Origin of the sequence: Paenibacillus enshidis, from assembly GCF_042136365.1 — a bacterium.
GTDB lineage: Bacteria > Bacillota > Bacilli > Paenibacillales > Paenibacillaceae > Paenibacillus > Paenibacillus enshidis.
Window position 1 is genome coordinate 1 of sequence record NZ_JBHHMI010000008.1, and the last position, 16,931, is coordinate 16,931.

At 50.0% G+C, this 16,931-nt stretch carries 16 protein-coding genes and 2 rRNA genes; 12 read left to right on the forward strand and 6 right to left on the reverse strand.

Annotation, left to right across the window (positions count from 1 at the left end):
* Both ACE41H_RS11025 and rrf read left to right on the forward strand, forming a co-directional pair.
* Positions 1-728: ribosomal RNA gene (locus ACE41H_RS11025) — 23S ribosomal RNA — on the forward strand; the annotation flags it as partial.
* A gap of 191 nt (positions 729-919) precedes the next feature.
* Positions 920-1,036 (forward strand): 5S ribosomal RNA (gene rrf, locus ACE41H_RS11030).
* 211 nt (positions 1,037-1,247) lie between these two features.
* Here rrf and ACE41H_RS11035 read toward each other — a convergent pair.
* Positions 1,248-2,096 carry a DegV family protein gene (locus ACE41H_RS11035; RefSeq protein ID WP_375355293.1) on the reverse strand — a complete coding sequence of 283 codons (849 nt, stop codon included), beginning with the start codon at positions 2,094-2,096 and terminating at the stop codon, positions 1,248-1,250.
* Between the two features lie 151 nt (positions 2,097-2,247).
* Here ACE41H_RS11035 and ACE41H_RS11040 point away from each other — a divergent pair, with 151 nt between their 5' ends.
* Positions 2,248-2,631 (forward strand): DUF423 domain-containing protein, encoded by a 384-nt coding sequence (locus tag ACE41H_RS11040; RefSeq protein ID WP_375355294.1) that lies wholly within the window; start codon positions 2,248-2,250, stop codon positions 2,629-2,631.
* A 58-nt stretch (positions 2,632-2,689) separates the two neighbouring features.
* On the opposite strand, the gene ACE41H_RS11045 is transcribed toward ACE41H_RS11040, so the two are convergent.
* Positions 2,690-3,223, reverse strand: coding sequence for a hypothetical protein (locus ACE41H_RS11045; protein WP_375355295.1), 534 nt, complete (start codon positions 3,221-3,223; stop codon positions 2,690-2,692).
* 208 nt (positions 3,224-3,431) lie between these two features.
* Between ACE41H_RS11045 and ACE41H_RS11050 the strand changes: the two genes are divergently transcribed.
* Positions 3,432-3,734: a YunC family protein gene (locus tag ACE41H_RS11050; RefSeq protein ID WP_375355296.1), complete on the forward strand. Its 303-nt coding sequence runs from the start codon at positions 3,432-3,434 to the stop codon at positions 3,732-3,734.
* A 76-nt stretch (positions 3,735-3,810) separates the two neighbouring features.
* Here ACE41H_RS11050 and mtnA read toward each other — a convergent pair whose 3' ends face one another.
* A complete protein-coding gene (mtnA, locus tag ACE41H_RS11055; RefSeq protein WP_375355297.1) occupies positions 3,811-4,884 on the reverse strand; it encodes an S-methyl-5-thioribose-1-phosphate isomerase in 1,074 nt (357 codons plus the stop codon).
* Positions 4,881-6,104 carry an S-methyl-5-thioribose kinase gene (gene mtnK / locus ACE41H_RS11060; RefSeq protein WP_375355298.1) on the reverse strand — a complete coding sequence of 408 codons (1,224 nt, stop codon included), beginning with the start codon at positions 6,102-6,104 and terminating at the stop codon, positions 4,881-4,883. The genes mtnA and mtnK overlap by 4 nt, the downstream gene beginning before the upstream one ends.
* 134 nt (positions 6,105-6,238) lie before the next feature.
* Here mtnK and ACE41H_RS11065 point away from each other — a divergent pair, with 134 nt between their 5' ends.
* The 6 genes from ACE41H_RS11065 to sufB all read left to right on the forward strand — a co-directional run bounded on the left by ACE41H_RS11065 (position 6,239) and on the right by sufB (position 12,202).
* Positions 6,239-6,709 carry a Dps family protein gene (locus ACE41H_RS11065; RefSeq protein ID WP_375355299.1) on the forward strand — a complete coding sequence of 157 codons (471 nt, stop codon included), beginning with the start codon at positions 6,239-6,241 and terminating at the stop codon, positions 6,707-6,709.
* A gap of 257 nt (positions 6,710-6,966) precedes the next feature.
* Entirely contained in the window at positions 6,967-7,749 is a 783-nt protein-coding gene (gene sufC, locus ACE41H_RS11070; RefSeq protein WP_375355300.1) for a Fe-S cluster assembly ATPase SufC, read from the forward strand.
* Between the two features lie 23 nt (positions 7,750-7,772).
* A complete protein-coding gene (gene sufD, locus ACE41H_RS11075) occupies positions 7,773-9,083 on the forward strand; it encodes a Fe-S cluster assembly protein SufD (protein WP_375355301.1) in 1,311 nt (436 codons plus the stop codon).
* Positions 9,080-10,303, forward strand: a complete 1,224-nt coding sequence (locus ACE41H_RS11080; RefSeq protein ID WP_375355302.1) for a cysteine desulfurase — start codon at positions 9,080-9,082, stop codon at positions 10,301-10,303. The genes sufD and ACE41H_RS11080 overlap by 4 nt, the downstream gene beginning before the upstream one ends.
* Positions 10,293-10,715, forward strand: coding sequence for a Fe-S cluster assembly sulfur transfer protein SufU (sufU, locus tag ACE41H_RS11085; protein ID WP_375355303.1), 423 nt, complete (start codon positions 10,293-10,295; stop codon positions 10,713-10,715). Before ACE41H_RS11080 ends, sufU begins: the two co-directional genes overlap by 11 nt.
* A gap of 89 nt (positions 10,716-10,804) precedes the next feature.
* Positions 10,805-12,202: a Fe-S cluster assembly protein SufB gene (sufB, locus tag ACE41H_RS11090; protein ID WP_375355305.1), complete on the forward strand. Its 1,398-nt coding sequence runs from the start codon at positions 10,805-10,807 to the stop codon at positions 12,200-12,202.
* A gap of 67 nt (positions 12,203-12,269) precedes the next feature.
* Here sufB and ACE41H_RS11095 read toward each other — a convergent pair whose 3' ends face one another.
* The gene (locus ACE41H_RS11095; RefSeq protein ID WP_375355307.1) at positions 12,270-13,328 is read right to left on the reverse strand and encodes an HD-GYP domain-containing protein; all 1,059 of its coding nucleotides are present in this window, start codon (positions 13,326-13,328) and stop codon (positions 12,270-12,272) included.
* A 79-nt stretch (positions 13,329-13,407) separates the two neighbouring features.
* Positions 13,408-14,139 carry a molybdopterin converting factor subunit 1 gene (moaD, locus tag ACE41H_RS11100; protein ID WP_375355308.1) on the reverse strand — a complete coding sequence of 244 codons (732 nt, stop codon included), beginning with the start codon at positions 14,137-14,139 and terminating at the stop codon, positions 13,408-13,410.
* 165 nt (positions 14,140-14,304) lie between these two features.
* On the opposite strand from moaD, the gene ACE41H_RS11105 reads away from it, so the two are divergent.
* Positions 14,305-15,744, forward strand: coding sequence for a bifunctional metallophosphatase/5'-nucleotidase (locus ACE41H_RS11105; RefSeq protein ID WP_375355309.1), 1,440 nt, complete (start codon positions 14,305-14,307; stop codon positions 15,742-15,744).
* A 43-nt stretch (positions 15,745-15,787) separates the two neighbouring features.
* Positions 15,788-16,897: an HD-GYP domain-containing protein gene (locus tag ACE41H_RS11110; RefSeq protein ID WP_375355310.1), complete on the forward strand. Its 1,110-nt coding sequence runs from the start codon at positions 15,788-15,790 to the stop codon at positions 16,895-16,897.
* Positions 16,898-16,931: the final 34 nt, after the last annotated feature.

Genomic DNA, 16,931 nt, shown 5'->3' on the forward strand with positions numbered 1-16,931 from the left:
CCTTGGGATACCACCCTGATCGTATCTAGATTCTAACCTGGTGCCCTTAGCGGGTACAGGGACCGTGTCAGGCGGGCAGTTTGACTGGGGCGGTCGCCTCCTAAAGTGTAACGGAGGCGCCCCAAGGTTCCCTCAGAATGGTTGGAAATCATTCGAAGAGTGCAAAGGCAGAAGGGAGCTTGACTGCGAGACCTACAAGTCGAGCAGGGACGAAAGTCGGGCTTAGTGATCCGGTGGTGCCGCATGGAAGGGCCATCGCTCAACGGATAAAAGCTACCCTGGGGATAACAGGCTTATCTCCCCCAAGAGTCCACATCGACGGGGAGGTTTGGCACCTCGATGTCGGCTCATCGCATCCTGGGGCTGAAGTAGGTCCCAAGGGTTGGGCTGTTCGCCCATTAAAGCGGTACGCGAGCTGGGTTCAGAACGTCGTGAGACAGTTCGGTCCCTATCTGTCGTGGGCGCAGGAAATTTGAGAGGAGCTGTCCTTAGTACGAGAGGACCGGGATGGACGTACCGCTGGTGTACCAGTTGTTCCGCCAGGAGCACCGCTGGGTAGCTATGTACGGACGGGATAAGCGCTGAAAGCATCTAAGCGTGAAGCCCCCCTCAAGATGAGATTTCCCAGTATGTAAGACCCCTTGAAGACGACGAGGTAGATAGGCTGGGGGTGGAAGTGCAGCAATGCATGGAGCTGACCAGTACTAATCGGTCGAGGGCTTATCCTAATGAATAAAACGCAATGACGTTTCGGATCCGGTTTTCAGGGTGTAAACCCTTGAAGTAGCACGTTGTGAAATTCATACACACGATACGTGATGTACCGAATTTCTCGCGGCAGCATGAAGTTGTATGTCTTTTCTGAGGTTGGTTATTTTCCTGAAGGATTTCGGGAGGTAACTCAACCGGAAAAAACCTGTCTGGTGGCGATAGCGGAGGGGTTCCACGCGTACCCATCCCGAACACGACCGTTAAGCCCTCCAGCGCCAATGGTACTTGGACCGAAGGGTCCTGGGAGAGTAGGACGTTGCCAGGCAAGAAAAAACCGCTTATTATGAGGTTTACCTTATAATAAGCGGTTTTTTATATTTTAAAAATCTATCAGTGGTGCCACAAAGCGGCATGGTGTTTGGAATCTAAAAAAGCGGCTCCTTTTCCAGGAAGCCGCTATATTTTTTAGAAAACGCTGTTGTTATAGATCTCTGCGCTCACTTAGGCGGAACTAAAATGCAAGTACAGAGATAAAGTCAGCTTTTTTTAGCATAGATAATTCCGATGGTTTTAGGGCCACAGTGGCTGGAGATCACGCAGCCGGCCGTTGCGAGAGCCACTTCAGCTCCCGTTTGCTCCTGCAGCTTTTTCTGCAGCTCCAACGCATCCTCTTCAGCCATGGCATGCACGACAATGACCAGTTCCAGGTCCATGTTATCTTTTTGACTGAGAGCGTTGCTTAGCATTTGCTCCAGCGCTTTTTCACGTTTTCCCCGCACCTTGTAAGCCGGTGTCATTTTCCCGTCTATCACCTTAATTACGGGCCGGATCTTGAGCAGGCTGCCGATCAAATTTTGCATGCCCGAACATCTGCCGCCTTTATACAGATACTCCAGAGTGTCAATAACAAACTCTGTATCGATTCGTGGCTTCATTTCCTCCAGCAGCCGCACGATTTCAGGAATGTCCAGGCCATTCCTGACCGCCATGACGGCCTTCATGACCAGCAGTCCGATGCCGCAGCTCAGGTTTCTGGAATCCACGACATGAACTTTGCCTTCCGGAAACTCCTTGCCTGCCAATAACGCATTCTGATAAGTAGAGGAAAGCTCGGAGGATAAGCTGATATATAAAATGTCCATACCCTGCTCAATATAAGGTGTGAAATGTTGAATGAAATCAGCAGGCGAAGGGGCGGCCGTTTTTGGCAGGCTTCCTTCGCGGGAGACTCGTTCGAATAAGCGCTCGGTGGTAATATCTACTCCGTCCCGCAGTGATTCGCTGCCGAAAACGGTATAAAGCGGAACGATTCCAATGTCATATTGTTCAAGCCACTGCCTGGGGAGATCGCTTGTGCTGTCTGAAAATATTTTAATAGAATTCATACGTACTCCTCTCGCATTACGGAAATCATGTCGAATATCAAATATTTATTTTCCACAAAAATACGTAAAAAATCAAGACAAACCGTCAGAATTGAAAATAAGGCTCTTTTCCTTGTACAATAATCTAAACAGATTAAAAGGGGATGTACAGATGCAGCGCAGATGGGTAATGCTTGGCGCTTTCATGATGATGCTTTCCGTAGCCATCGGGGCATTTGGCGCACATGCGCTTGGACCACGGATCGGTGAGCATAATCTGACGATTTATGAAACAGGTGTCAAATATCATATGATACACGCGGCAGGTTTGCTGATTATAGGATTGGCGGCAGGCCAATGGGGGGCTTCATCCAAGCTCAAATGGGCCGCAAGGCTGTTGTTTACCGGTATTATTTTATTTTCGGGAAGTCTGTATCTTCTGAGTATTACCAATATTCGCATTCTTGGAGCGATCACGCCGCTTGGCGGAGTATGCTTTATGGGTGGCTGGCTGCTGCTCATGCTGACTGCTGCTGGCTTGAAAAAAGATTCCTGAACAAAAACAAACCGTCTGCGGCGTTTCCGCAAACGGTTTGTTTTTTTGCATGCACAGCTCAGGTGGGGTAAATCTCATCAATTTCATTGATTTTGAAGGTATAAACCTGCTTTTCATCCACATGATAGACACTCAGCATTCCGCTGTCCTGATCATTGTTGATAATCCGGCACGGGATGCTGCGCTGGCCGCCGTAGCGGTTCACAACCAAACGGACAAGCGAATTCTTTTTAATATAGTCATTAATCAAAACATGCATGCTGCTCGCCTGATTCCCGGCTGATTGTCCTGGTGATGATGCGTTGCCTTTGGGGCCAGTCTTGCTTGCGTCAGGCTTCTTTAGCTTGTTTTTTTGTCCTTGTGCCAGGGATGTGTTGGCATGTTCGCTTAATGCCTTTTTTTTCATTTCCAGAGCGGTTTCAATAAGCATGCCTAATTCAATACCTGAAACGACGCGGTAATCGGCAACCCGTTCAAAGCTGTTGAGAACTTCCAATAGGGACTGAAGCGCGACGGCATTGGAGTTGCCTTTTACTAAGACATCCACGTTAAATAAATAACTCGATTCCTCTTTTGGCGTTACCTTGTCCATATTTCCTCCAGCCCTGGTTTCAATCAAATTTTAAAGTTTTTTCAGATTCTCAATATATCATTAAAATGCCATTCGGAATAGTCCTAATGTATCGATTTAATATAATTTTACATATAATTTGCGACTTTATAACCACATGTGTTCACACCTGCCAAAAACTGATGCATAAACTGGAACAAATGCCGTACAACGAGGAGGTGTTTTTAAGTTGATTCATGTGGAGCCTATTCAAGTGGGTGAGCATACCTTCATTGGGGTGGAAGTGAAGTTGCCTAAAACCACCCTGATCTCCATATCCAATGACCGCGGCTATATTATGTGTGGAGCACTGGACGTAGGTTTGTTGAATGATCGACTTGCCGACCGCAAAATTATTGCTGCCCGGGCCGTAGGAGTGCGCACGCTTAAAGAGCTGCTGGAAGCTCCTATGGAGTCCGTTACAGCCGAAGCGGAGGCACTTGGTATTCAACCGGGGTTGCCCGGTTATGAGGCACTACTGAAAATGGTATAGACAGCAGTTGCAGAATACGGATCTGTACAACAACACCGGAGCCAGCAGCTCCGGTGTCATAAAATACTTTGCCGCATTAGCGAGTTGCTTTGAACAGAGCGGCGAGATTATCGGAGTAGGGCGGACGAACAATGCCCTTCTCTGTAATAATTGCTGTGACATATTCATTCGGAGTAACATCAAACGCCGGATTGAACACCTTTATCCCTTGTGGAGCTGTTCTTTTGCCAAACCCTTCGGTAACTTCTTCAGCAGCTCTTTCTTCAATCGGAATATCAGCGCCTGTCGGTGTATTCAGGTCAATGGTTGACAATGGGGACGCCACATAAAAAGGGATACCGTGCGCCTTCGCCAGGACAGCAACACTATAGGTTCCGATTTTATTGGCGACGTCTCCGTTGGCTGCCACGCGGTCTGTGCCTACAATAACTGCCTGAACCCATCCTTTAGACATGACCAGGCCGGCCATATTGTCACAGATCAGAGTGACATCAATGCCAGCCTGCTGCAGTTCAAATGCCGTCAGGCGCGCTCCCTGCAGAACAGGACGGGTTTCGTCCGCAAACACCTTCAAACGGATTCCGTTCTCCTGTGCAAGATACATGGGCGCAAGAGCAGTACCGTATTTGGCCGTGGCCAGCCCGCCTGCGTTGCAGTGGGTCAGCACCCCCATGCCGTCTTCGAACAGCGGGAGGGCATGCTCTCCGATGCTTTTGCACACCTGCTCGTCCTCTGCCTGAATCGTTATCGCTTCCTGTTCAAGCCCGGCGTCCCAGTCTTCAACCGTTCCGGTCTGTATGAGCTCCTGAGCGCGTTTATTCATGCGGTCCAGAGCCCAGAACAGGTTCACGGCCGTCGGACGGGAGGTGGCCAGATAAGCGCATACGGATTGCACATGCTTGAGCCAGCCTTCAGCACCCGCAGCTCCATATGCCTTCGCCCCGAGCACGACACCATAAGCAGCCGCCATGCCGATGGCAGGCGCTCCGCGCACCTTCATGCTGTGAATCCCTTCCCACACCTCTTCTGGCGTAAACAATTCCAGCATGACGATGGATTCGGGAAGCAGGCGCTGATCCAGCATGATCAGCCGGTCTTCTTTCCAAATCAGGGACACGGGCGCGGCGGTTTGTTCAAATGTTTGGTTCATATCATCCCACCTCTGTTCCCGGCAGCCGTCCGGACGATATCGTCAATCTCGGTGATGGAATGAATCTTTCTGCAGTTCATGATCAAGGCTTTGCCGATGGAGAGCGCCAGGCGTTGGGCACGCTCCCTGTCAGCCTCATCCGGGATAGTATCGATGTCCGCCACGTGGGAAAGGCCTACGATGCGGCGGATCATTTTGGCTCCGGCAAAACCGGCGGTATCCTGCAGCACTTTATGAATGTACATATCCTGATAGCCAGGCGCGTGGGCCAGCGGATCAACGGCATGCTTGTCCCACAATTTGCGGAATTCCGCTTCGAATCTGGTCCATACATCAAGTGAGGTTTGCAGGAGCCAGCTCTGATGGCTGCGGCGATCCGTCTCATCCTGCTTCCAGCCGATCTGGGCAGCCAGGTTAAGCAGCAGGTTCGCGATGACAGCTCCGATATCAAAGCCCATAGGACCGTAATAAGCAAACTCGGGATCAATGACTTTGGTAGACTCTTCCGTGATAAAAATACTGCCTGTATGCAGGTCTCCATGCAGAAGCGCTTCGGTGCGGGTCAAAAATTTCTCTCGCAGCAGTGCAACCTCCAGATGGAGCGCCGTATCTGTGCGAAGGATCTCCGCTTCATCCTCAATGGCAGCAGGGTAATTGTTGTTAACCGACAGCCTGTATGGATCATCAAAGATCAGATCCTCCGTAATTTTGCACAAATCCGGATTGATGAACCGCCCTACCTGCTCCTTCTTCGTACGCGGCTCCATCGCAAGATCGGAGGTGAAGAAGAGGGTTCTGGCGATAAAGGTGCCGATATGTTCCGCAAAATGCGGGAATACTTTGCCTTCAATCAAGGCATGCCGCATGATGGTATATTCGCTGAGATCCTCCATGACCGTAAAAGCCATCTCATCGTCATAGCTGTACACTTCGGGCACCAGATCCGGGCACAGGCGGTGCTGCACCTGAAGGGCTTCATGTTCAATGCGGGCGCGGTCCAGGCTGAGCGGCCAAGATTCGCCTACAACTTTCGCATAAGGCAGAGCCTGTTTGATTATAATACTCTTGGCTGATTCGGGATCTTTAATATGAAACACCAGATTCAGATTGCCGTCTCCGATTTCCCGACAGTCAAGCCCGGCGTCTTCCGGGAAAAAGCCGGGAATCGTTTTGGCGAGAACGATGGCTTCTTCATTGGACAATGGATGATAAGCAGACAAAGATGACACCTCCGTAATGTACTAAAACCTACTGGTTCACTTGGTATGGACAGTATAACGAAAATGGTCTAAATTTAATATAGCTTTTTTTTTCGAAAAGAGTTGGATAACTTTTGATAAAGGATGGGATGAACATGGCTAAATCGACTAAAAACACCGCAGGCACACAGGCACAATCTGTAGAAGAGCTTCTTAATCGCCAGGTAGCCAACCTGAATGTACTCTATGTGAAGCTCCATAATTACCATTGGTATGTAAAAGGCTCTAGCTTCTTCACGCTGCATGCCAAATTTGAAGAGCTTTATGATGAAGTGACGCTGAAAATGGACGAGGTTGCGGAGCGCTTGCTGACGCTGAAGGGCTCGCCTGCAGCAACGATGAAGGAATACCTGAATTTGAGCTCCATCAATGAAGCTTCCGGAACGGAAGATGCCAATACGATGGTGCAGACCATTATTGAGGACCTTGCCACCGTATGCGAAGAATACCAGGAAGGCATCGAACTGGCGGAGAAGGCTGAGGATCAGCCAACCGCAGATATGCTGACAGGCTTCAAGACGGATTTTGAGAAACATATGTGGATGCTGCGCTCCTACCTCGGCTAATCGTCTTTTAGGTACGCGAGATCAAAAGCGTGTTAATGCTTGAACAAAGCAGGCTTGACTGATAAATTCGGTCAAGCCTGCTTTGTTTATTGGAAATATGTTTATAAATCCGTGCATTGTTTGCAATTGCAAATATGAATATTATAAAATAACTTGAGAATCATTGAGAATCAGTTTAGAATGATTATAAATAAGCGGAAAACGAGCTATTTATTCTGCGGACCGCTATTACGATAAACGGAGGGACATAACTTAACATGGCTACAAATTTCGTGATTGAAGGTCTGAAAGCGACCATTGAAGGCAAGGAGATTCTGAAAGGCATCAATCTGGAAATGAAGGGCGGAGAAATCCACGCCATCATGGGTCCGAACGGTACGGGTAAAAGTACACTGGCTTCCGCATTGATGGGGCATCCGAAGTACGAAGTGACTGAGGGTACGGTTCTGCTTGACGGTGAAGACCTGCTTGAAATGGAAGTTGACGAGCGCGCTCGTGCCGGGCTGTTTCTGGCTATGCAGTATCCGAGTGAAATTGCGGGTGTTACCAACTCGGACTTCCTGCGCAGTGCTATCAATGCACGTATGGAGGAAGGCAAGGAAATTTCGCTGATCAAATTCATCCGCCAGATGGAAGGCAAGATGAAGGAGCTGGAAATGAATCCTGAGTTCGCGCACCGCTATCTGAATGAAGGCTTCTCCGGCGGCGAGAAGAAGCGGAACGAAATTTTGCAGATGCTGCTGCTGGACCCGAAAATTGTCGTTCTGGACGAAATTGACTCCGGTCTCGACATCGACGCTTTGAGAATCGTAGCGAATGGTGTAAACCAGATGCGCTCGGAAGACCGCGGCTTCCTCATCATTACCCACTATCAACGCCTGCTGAACTACATCAAGCCTGACTTTGTGCATGTTATGATGCAGGGACGGATTGTAAAATCGGGCGGACCGGAGCTGGCTGAGCGTCTTGAAGCAGAAGGTTATGAATGGGTTAAAGAGGAACTCGGAATTGTTGATGAAACTGTAGGCCAAGAAGCGTAAGCCGGAGCGGAGGAGGATAACTGATGACAATACAAACAATGCTTCCGGTTGACTCTGAGCAGCTTCGAGCCCTGTCGGTTCAAAAAAACGAGCCTGCTTGGCTTGCCGAGCAAAGACTTAAAGCACTCGAGCTTGCGGGCAAGCTGGAGCTTCCGGTATATGAGAAAACGAAAATTGACCGCTGGAGCCTTAGTGAGTATGGCAAGCACCAGGACGTGCAGAAGCTGGCTTCCCTGAAAGATGCCCCTGCTTCCATTGCCGGGCTTGTCGAGAGCCAGCAGAATAACGGCGGATTGGTGATTCAGCGTAATTCCGGCGCGATTTATACACAGCTTAATGATGAACTCGCGGCTAAAGGCGTTATTTTCACCGATCTGGAAACAGCGGCACGTGAGCATGGCGATCTGGTGCAGTCTTATCTTCATACGGCTGTAGAGACGGATGAGAACGCGGTTTCCGCCCTGCATTCGGCGCTTTGGAACGGTGGCGTATTCCTGTATGTACCGAAAAATGTGGAAATTCAGGACATTCCGCTGCAGGCTGTATTTTTGACGGATGATGCTTCTGCGTCGTTTGTCCCTCATATCCTGATCGTTGTCGAAAGCAACAGTTCTGTTACTTATGTAGATAACTATGTTTCGGGAGATTTGACTGCTCCTATTTTCCATAACGGTGTTGTAGAAGTGTTCGCCAAGGGGGGCGCCAAGGTGCGTTTCGCTTCTGTGCATCAGTTCGGCGAGGCTGCTACGGACATTTCCACACGCCGCGCTGTGCTGGATAACGATGCTTCCATCGAGTGGATTGTCGGTGAAATGAACGACGGCAACACGGCTAGCAATACGATGTCCGTCTTGAAGGGCAACGGTTCGAACTCTGACGCGAAAGTGATTGCCGTCGGCTCAGGCAGCCAGAAGCTGAATTACACGACACAAGCGCAGCATTTTGGCAAAAGCTCTGACAGCCAGATGATCACAAGAGCGGTTATGAGGGAAGAAGCTTCTGCGATCATTAACGGGATTACCAAAATTGAAAAGGGCGCTACAAAAGCGGACGGCCAGCAAACGGAACGGGTGCTGATGCTCAGCAGCAAAGCACGCGGGGACGCCAATCCGATTCTGCTGATTGACGAGGATGATGTAACCGCAGGCCATGCGGCTTCTGTCGGACAGGTGAATCAGGAGCAAATCTATTACCTGATGTCCCGCGGTGTAAGCCGTGCGGATGCTGAACGGCTGATCATTTACGGATTCCTTGCTCCCGTTGTTTCCGATATTCCGCTGGAAGCTTTGCAGCAGCAGTTGCAGCGTCTGGTGGAAAGGAAGTTGGGACAATGAATGCGGCAGAACTCCGCGAGCAATTTCCGATTTTGAAGCAAGAGATTAACGGTCATCCGTTGATTTATCACGATAATGCGGCCACTTCCCAGAAGCCTGTCTCCGTGATTGAGGCGATCAAGCGTTATTACGAGTTCGACAACGCTAACGTACATCGCGGAGTACACACCCTAGGAAGCCGGGCCACCGATGCTTATGAAGGGGCACGGGAAAAGGTTGCGCGTTTCATTAATGCCAAGCGCAGCCAGGAAATTATTTTTACGCGTGGCACGACGACAGCGCTGAACATTGTGGCTTCCTCTTACGGAAGAGCGAACTGCAAGGAAGGTGATGAAATTGTCATCACGGCCGCAGAGCATCACAGCAATCTGATTCCATGGCAGCAGGTGGCGAAGGCGACAGGGGCTACCCTGAAGTATCTCCCGCTGCAGGAAGACGGCAGCATACGTCTGGCTGACGTGGAGCAAACTGTGACAGAACGTACCAAGATTGTATCGATTGCTTATGTATCCAACGTGCTTGGAGTCATACATCCGATTAAAGAAATTGCCGAGATTGCCCACCGGAACGGTGCAGTCATGGTCGTTGACGGGGCGCAAAGCACGCCGCATATGAAAGTGGATGTGCAGGACCTTGACTGTGATTTCTATGCGTTTTCCGGTCATAAAATGTGTGGTCCGACAGGCATCGGCGCATTATATGGCAAAAAAGAACTGCTTGACGCCATGGAGCCGGTGGAATTCGGCGGCGAAATGATCGATGATGTCGGGCTGTATGATTCGACGTGGAAGGAGCTGCCGTGGAAGTTCGAGGGCGGTACGCCGATCATTGCGGGTGCCGTCGGGCTGGGAGCAGCCATTGACTTTCTTCAGGGCATCGGCATGGACGAAATCGCCGCTCATGAAAGCCGCCTTGCTGCTTACGCGATAGATCGGCTGAGCGAAGTGGAAGGGCTCACGATCTACGGTCCGAAAGAGCGCCACGTCGGCGTGATTACCTTCAACCTTGGCGATGTTCATCCGCATGATGTGGCAACAGTGCTTGACAGCAAAGGGATTGCAATCCGTGCTGGCCATCACTGCTGCCAGCCGCTGATGCGCTGGCTGAAGGTAAGTTCTACTGCACGTGCGAGCTTTTACCTGTATAATACAGAAGAAGAGATTGATTCATTGGTTAGCGCCCTAATCCAGACAAAGGAGTACTTTGGCGATGCAACTTGACGATCTGTATCGGCGCGTCATCATGGATCATTATAAAAATCCGCGCAACAAGGGACGTTTTGACGAGGATGCCGTTACGGTGGACCTGAACAACCCGACTTGCGGGGACAGGATTTCCTTGCAGCTGAAGCTGAACGACGGATTGGTGGAAGACGCCAGATATACGGGCGAAGGCTGTTCCATCAGCTTGTCCTCCGCTTCCATGATGACAGAGGCTGTTAAAGGCAAGTCCTTGGATGAGGCGCTTCAATTGGCGGACCGCTTTTCCTCCCTTATGAAAGGGGAGCCTGCGGAGTTTGAAGAATACGAAGATATCGAGGCACTGTCCGGTGTAAATAAATTTCCTGCCCGCATCAAATGCGCGACACTTGCCTGGAACGCGCTGCGTAAGGGTATCGATCTTGAGCATTAAGATTCAAAAATTTTATGCAGCTTAGCTGCAATGGGAACAGCCGGGGATGCAAGAGGCTGCCGGTTCCCATCCAGAAGGGGTTGAACGAAATGGCGAAAAAGGCACCTGAGTTAGAGGAGTATAAGTACGGTTTTCGCGATGAGCATAAAGCCATCTTCCAAACCGGCAAGGGGCTGACACCGGAAATTGTTAAAGAAATTTCCCGGATTAAAGACGAACCGGAGTGGATGCTGGAATTCCGTCTTAAAGCGCTGAAGCAGTTTGAAAAAATGGCTACACCGCAATGGGGCGGCGATCTGAACGATCTGGATTTCAATGATATTCAGTACTATGTGCGCCCGTCCGAGAAGCAAGGGAAAACCTGGGAGGAAGTTCCGGCCGAGATTAAGGAAACCTTCGACAAGCTGGGTATTCCTGAAGCAGAGCAGAAGTTCCTGGCAGGGGTATCCGCACAATACGAGTCTGAGGTTGTATACCACAATATGCAGAAGGATCTCGAAGATCAGGGCGTTATTTTCACAGATACGGACACAGCGCTTAAAGAGTACCCTGAAATTTTTAAGGAATACTTTTCAACTGTGGTACCTACGGCTGATAACAAATTCGCTGCTTTGAACAGTGCGGTATGGTCCGGCGGAAGCTTTATCTACGTGCCAAAAGGCGTAAAATGTGAAATTCCGCTGCAGGCTTATTTCCGGATCAACTCGGAAAACATGGGGCAGTTTGAGCGCACGCTCATCATCGCGGACGAAGACAGCTTCGTTCACTATGTTGAAGGCTGTACGGCTCCAATCTATAGCACTAACTCCTTGCACAGTGCCGTAGTTGAAATCATTGCAAAGAAAAATGCGCGTGTCCGCTATACAACGATTCAGAACTGGGCACCTAACATTTACAATCTGGTGACCAAGCGGGCCGTTGCGGAAGAAAATGCAACGATGGAATGGGTTGACGGCAATATTGGCTCCAAGCTGACCATGAAATATCCGGCCGTTATCCTGAAAGGCCGCGGTGCCAAAGGCATGGTTCTATCCATTGCCGTAGCAGGCAAAGGCCAGCATCAGGACGCAGGTGCGAAAATGATTCACCTGGCTCCAGATACAACGTCAACGATTGTGTCTAAATCGATCAGTAAACATGGCGGCAAGGTAACTTATCGTGGCCTGGCATCCTTCGGACGTCAGGCGGAAGGCGCGAAGTCCAACATCAAATGTGATACGCTCATTCTGGACAACGAGTCCACTTCAGATACGATTCCATACAATGAAATCATGAATGACAACATCACGCTGGAGCATGAGGCTACCGTATCCAAAGTGTCTGAGGATCAGCTCTTCTACCTGATGAGCCGCGGCTTGTCCGAAGCGGAAGCGACACAAATGATCGTTATGGGCTTTATCGAGCCGTTCACCAAAGAGCTGCCCATGGAATACGCGGTTGAAATGAATCGATTGATCAAATTTGAAATGGAAGGCTCCATCGGTTAAGTTGCTTTATCTCAATATAAAACTGCCTACAGCATAAATTTGCTGTAGGCAGTTTTTTTCAGCCATGTTAAATATATACTTCCTCAATAGCCAGATCCCGTTCTTTGGCCAGATCGATGAAAAGTCCGTCATCCATCTTAATAAGCGGCCGGAAATAATCGACCGGATTATTCAAAATGATCGTGCCAGTCTGCCCGTTGGTGAGCAGCACCTTCTTCTTGATAAAATTAGGAAGCATATGACGGATAAAGGTTTGGGTGGCAACCGGGTCCAAATGACCGAAGCTCATGGCGTGCAGTTCCCTCAGAACGGCCAGCAATTCCTGCTTGGATTGATAGACACGGTTGGAGGTCATGGCGCTGTATACGTCCGCAACAGCCGTAATTCGTGCAAAAGGATGAATCTCTTCCTTAAACAAACCGTGAGGATATCCTGTTCCGTTCTCACGTTCATGATGCTGAAGCGCCACTGCTGCCGCAATCTCATCCGACGTTGAATTTCGGATGAGGTCATATCCGTATTGAGTATGCTTCTTGACTTCCCGGAACTCTTCTTCCGTTAATTTGGCAGGCTTGTTCAAAATATGAGCCGGGACCATGCATTTGCCGATATCATGCAAATAACCGGCTCTGCCGGCTGCATAAGCCTCCTCCTGGGAGTATCCGAGCCAAACGGCAAGATAATAAGATAAAACCCCCACTTCAAGGGAATGATTGTAGGTATACTCGTCTCCTTGACCCAATAACAGCAGCATGGAGACGACGTCCTTCTGTTGGGCTAACTCGTCAACAATAGGAGCAAACAGCTCATCCACCCGGTGAGAATTGAATTGGCCTGAAGCTGAGGCGGATAAAAACATGGCCTCCACACCATCGATGGCATCGGTGAATAGAGGAACGATGTGCGCGAGTGAATCAGGGGCGGCCGGTTCATCCGGGGCAAAGTTGTGTACGCTCTTGGAAGCGCCTGCTTCTATATCGATATATTCAATATTGTGCATCAACAGTTTACGAATATCATCATGTCTAAGTGTGGTTCCTTTGGTCAAGACTAGCACACCGTTGTCGTTGTATGTATCGCTCTGTAGACGGTCTCCTGGCTGGGCATCGGTGACGTGGACTCTCAATCAGTTCTACCACCTTTTTTTTCTTGAAGTAATAAGAATACTATATCAAGAAAAAAATCCCATGACAACGACTTTCTTACTAGGTTTGTGGTGGTAATGTGGGGTTCCAAGGTCCTAATTGTGAGCCCTTCCATTCGGAGCCGTCTTCCCAAATCTCCTTTTTCCAGATCGGGACCTTATGCTTGAGAGCTTCAATGGCATAACGGCTGGCCTCATAGCACATATCACGGTGCGGGGCGGATACAGCGATGATGACGCTGGCTTCAGCAATGTCTACCTTGCCGGTTCGATGCGCGATTGCACAAAGCGTGCCGGGCCACCGGTCGGCGATATCCTTGCCGATTTCGGACAGCTTGCTCAGCGCCATGGGAACATAAGCCTCATATTCCAGATGCACGGTGCGTTGACCTGCTGTCATCTCCCTTGTCGTACCGACAAATACAAGGGCTGCGCCATGATTCGGCGTAATGACTTTGGCTGTAATGTCATCCTGTGAAAGCGGGTTTTCAGTAATGATATGCCATCCGTCCCTGCTCGTATAGACGGGATGGCCGCCCAGGCCATCGCCACCGGAAACCGGCGGAATGACTGCAACCTCGTCGCCTTCGTTGATAGGGGTTTCAGGGGATGCAAATTCCTGATTTATGGCTACAAAAGACGATTGTATTGCGGCTGCGGCTTCCGGATAATCGGCTGCGAGCTGTGTCTTGATATGACCGGCAGTGACAGAAGCAGGCTCCAGGCTGATCACAAGACGGGAAGAACCGATACGTTCGGCGAGCCCCGCGAACAGCAGCACTTCTATATTCATGGATGATTCACCTCGGTTAATGGATTGCTGCAAATTTTTAGCTTCTTCAATATATCATATTGCCTAGTAAAATGTTATTCTTAACAATTAGATATCCTATATTCTTCATAACTTGATCAAGATACATGTTAAGAACCGGACCCGGTATAGGAGGAAGGAACGGATATGGAATCCGCTTATGAACAAACTTTAACGATCCTGCACACGAATGATATCCACAGCCGTTTCGGAAACATGTCTTCACTTGCTGCCATGGCTGCCGAGCAGAAGCGGATCTCTGAAGGAGCGGTGCTCCTCCTTGATATCGGTGATCATATGGACAGAATGGCCCCGGAAACGGAAGGTACCTACGGAGGGGCCAACGTGGATGTGATCAACCTGACAGGGTATGATGCGGTAACGATCGGCAATAATGAGGGACTGACGTTCACCCCCGACATGCTGGAACAGGCTTATGCAGGCATTCAATGTCCTGTCGTATGCGGCAATATTCGAGAGATATCGACAGGATTCGCCCCGCCCTGGATGAAAGAGTTCCTGGTATTAAACAAGGATGGTATTCGTATCGGGCTGGTCGCCGCAACGGCGCCCTATTCCACCTTTTACCGGATACTGGGCTGGGAGGCCAGAGATCCGGTTGAGAGTCTGAAGAAGCAGGTAGCAGCCATCCGCGGCAGCGTGGATGTTGTGATTGTAATGTCCCATTTGGGGTTACATACAGATGAGAGGCTGGCCAGGGAAGTCGATGGCATTGATGTCATCCTCGGCGGACATTCGCATCACGTGCTGGAGGCGCCCCTCATGATTGGCGGCACGGCCCTGTGCGCCGCAGGCAAGCATGGAATGCTGATGGGCAAGGTGGTTCTGGGTCGCAACGGAGATCAGGAGCCCTTTAAGGTGATCGCCGGAGAATGCCTGCCCCTGAACACTTCGATACTGGATGAAAACGTGGCAGCAGCCATAGCCGTTCATCGCCAGCGGGCGGATATCCGTCTGCAGGAAACTGTAGCGATTATAGACCAGAGCTGCTCTATTGCCTATGACAGGGAATCGGAATTTGGCAATATTATGGCCCAAGCGGTCCGTCATTTTACGGGGGCTCAGCTCGCCATAGTCAACTCGGGGCAGTTGCTTGGACCATTGCCCGAAGGCAGCATTTCGAAGAGACTTCTGCATCAGCTATGCCCTTCACCGATCAATGCGTGTACGATGAATTTACAGGGCTCGGCCATCCGTCTTGCGCTGGAGCAATCACTTTTGCCCGAATTTGCCGATAAAAAGATTATAGGCTTCGGGTTTAGGGGCGAGGTGCTGGGCAGTCTGTGTGTAGACGGGATTCAAGTCACATATGACCTGCAGCGAAATCCGTTTGACAGAATCATTGAAATCAGACTGAATGGCAGCCTGTTGTCGGATGAAGAGAGCTATAACGTGGGCACACTGGACATGTTTTCCTTTAAAATAGGGTATGAAAGCCTGGCTGCAGGGACGGAGCTGGATTATCGTTTACCGGAATTTTTAAGGGATCTGATCGGAAATGAGCTTCAGCGCCCGAATGCTCTGAAGGAAAGCATGGTTTGCCGCTGGATTGCGGTTCAACAATAAGCTACAGGACACAGTTATCATTGGTGCGGAAGAGGGTATTGCTATGCGGCTGTTAGCGGTTGATTCATTACGTCCGGGAATGAAGCTCGGCAAAAAAATATACAATGAGGACGGACTGGTTCTATTGTCGGAAGAGGTAGAGCTGAATGACCGGATGATCAAGCGACTTGGCGAGGTGGGAATTGCATATGTGTATATTCATGACCCCCAAACTGACGATATTGATATCCCTGACATGATTCAGGAGAAGACGAGGCAGAAGGCCTTGCAGGAAATCCGGAAGCAGTTCAGGGAGCTTTCCGGTTTCACTCTGCAAAAATCCGTATCTCATTTGGGAAAAGCTTTTGGCGGTATCATGGAGTCGATTCTTGAGGATATCGGCAGCAGGCAGGATACGATGATTATGCTTAATGACTTGGGCAGCACGGACCAAAATTTGTACCAGCATTCCCTAACGGTATGCCTGTACAGCCTGGTGCTTGGCAAGGCTAACGGTTATAACCGTCAGCAACTGCTGGAGCTGGGCATCGGTTCCTTGCTTCATGATATCGGTAAAACGCAGCTTTCCCCCGATATTTTACTGAAGCCGGGAAAGCTGACCCGTGAAGAGTATCTGGAGGTGCAAAAGCATGCACAGATCGGATATCAGATATTAAAAAAGGTGCCTGATATTTCTCTGCTGTCTGCAATTTGCGCTTTGCAACACCATGAACGGATCGACGGAACGGGTTATCCGAACAGGCTGCATAACGGGGAAATTCATGAATATGCCAAATGGGTTGGGCTTGCAGACTCCTATGATGCCATGACAGCGAACCGGAGCTATAGAGCACCAATGCTCCCCCATCAGGCGGTAGAAGCGCTCTATACGGGTGCAGGAACCCTGTACGAGCAATATATGCTGGAAAAATTCCGCGACTGTGTGGCTATTTATCCGCTTGGGCTGCCTGTCGTATTAAGCACGGGCGAAGAGGGCATCGTCGTGCGCATTGATCCCCGGATTCCGCACCGGCCCGTAATCCGGGTGTTGAAGGATCAGGACGGGCAGGAGCTGGCAGCTCCTTATGAAATCGATCTGTCTGCGGTTTTATCCGTGATCATCACGGAAGCGGGAGGTATGAAGAAGGCGGAGGAGCAGGCCGGCCTGGGATAATTCACGGCCTTGAACTGTGCAGCCGCCGCCCGCT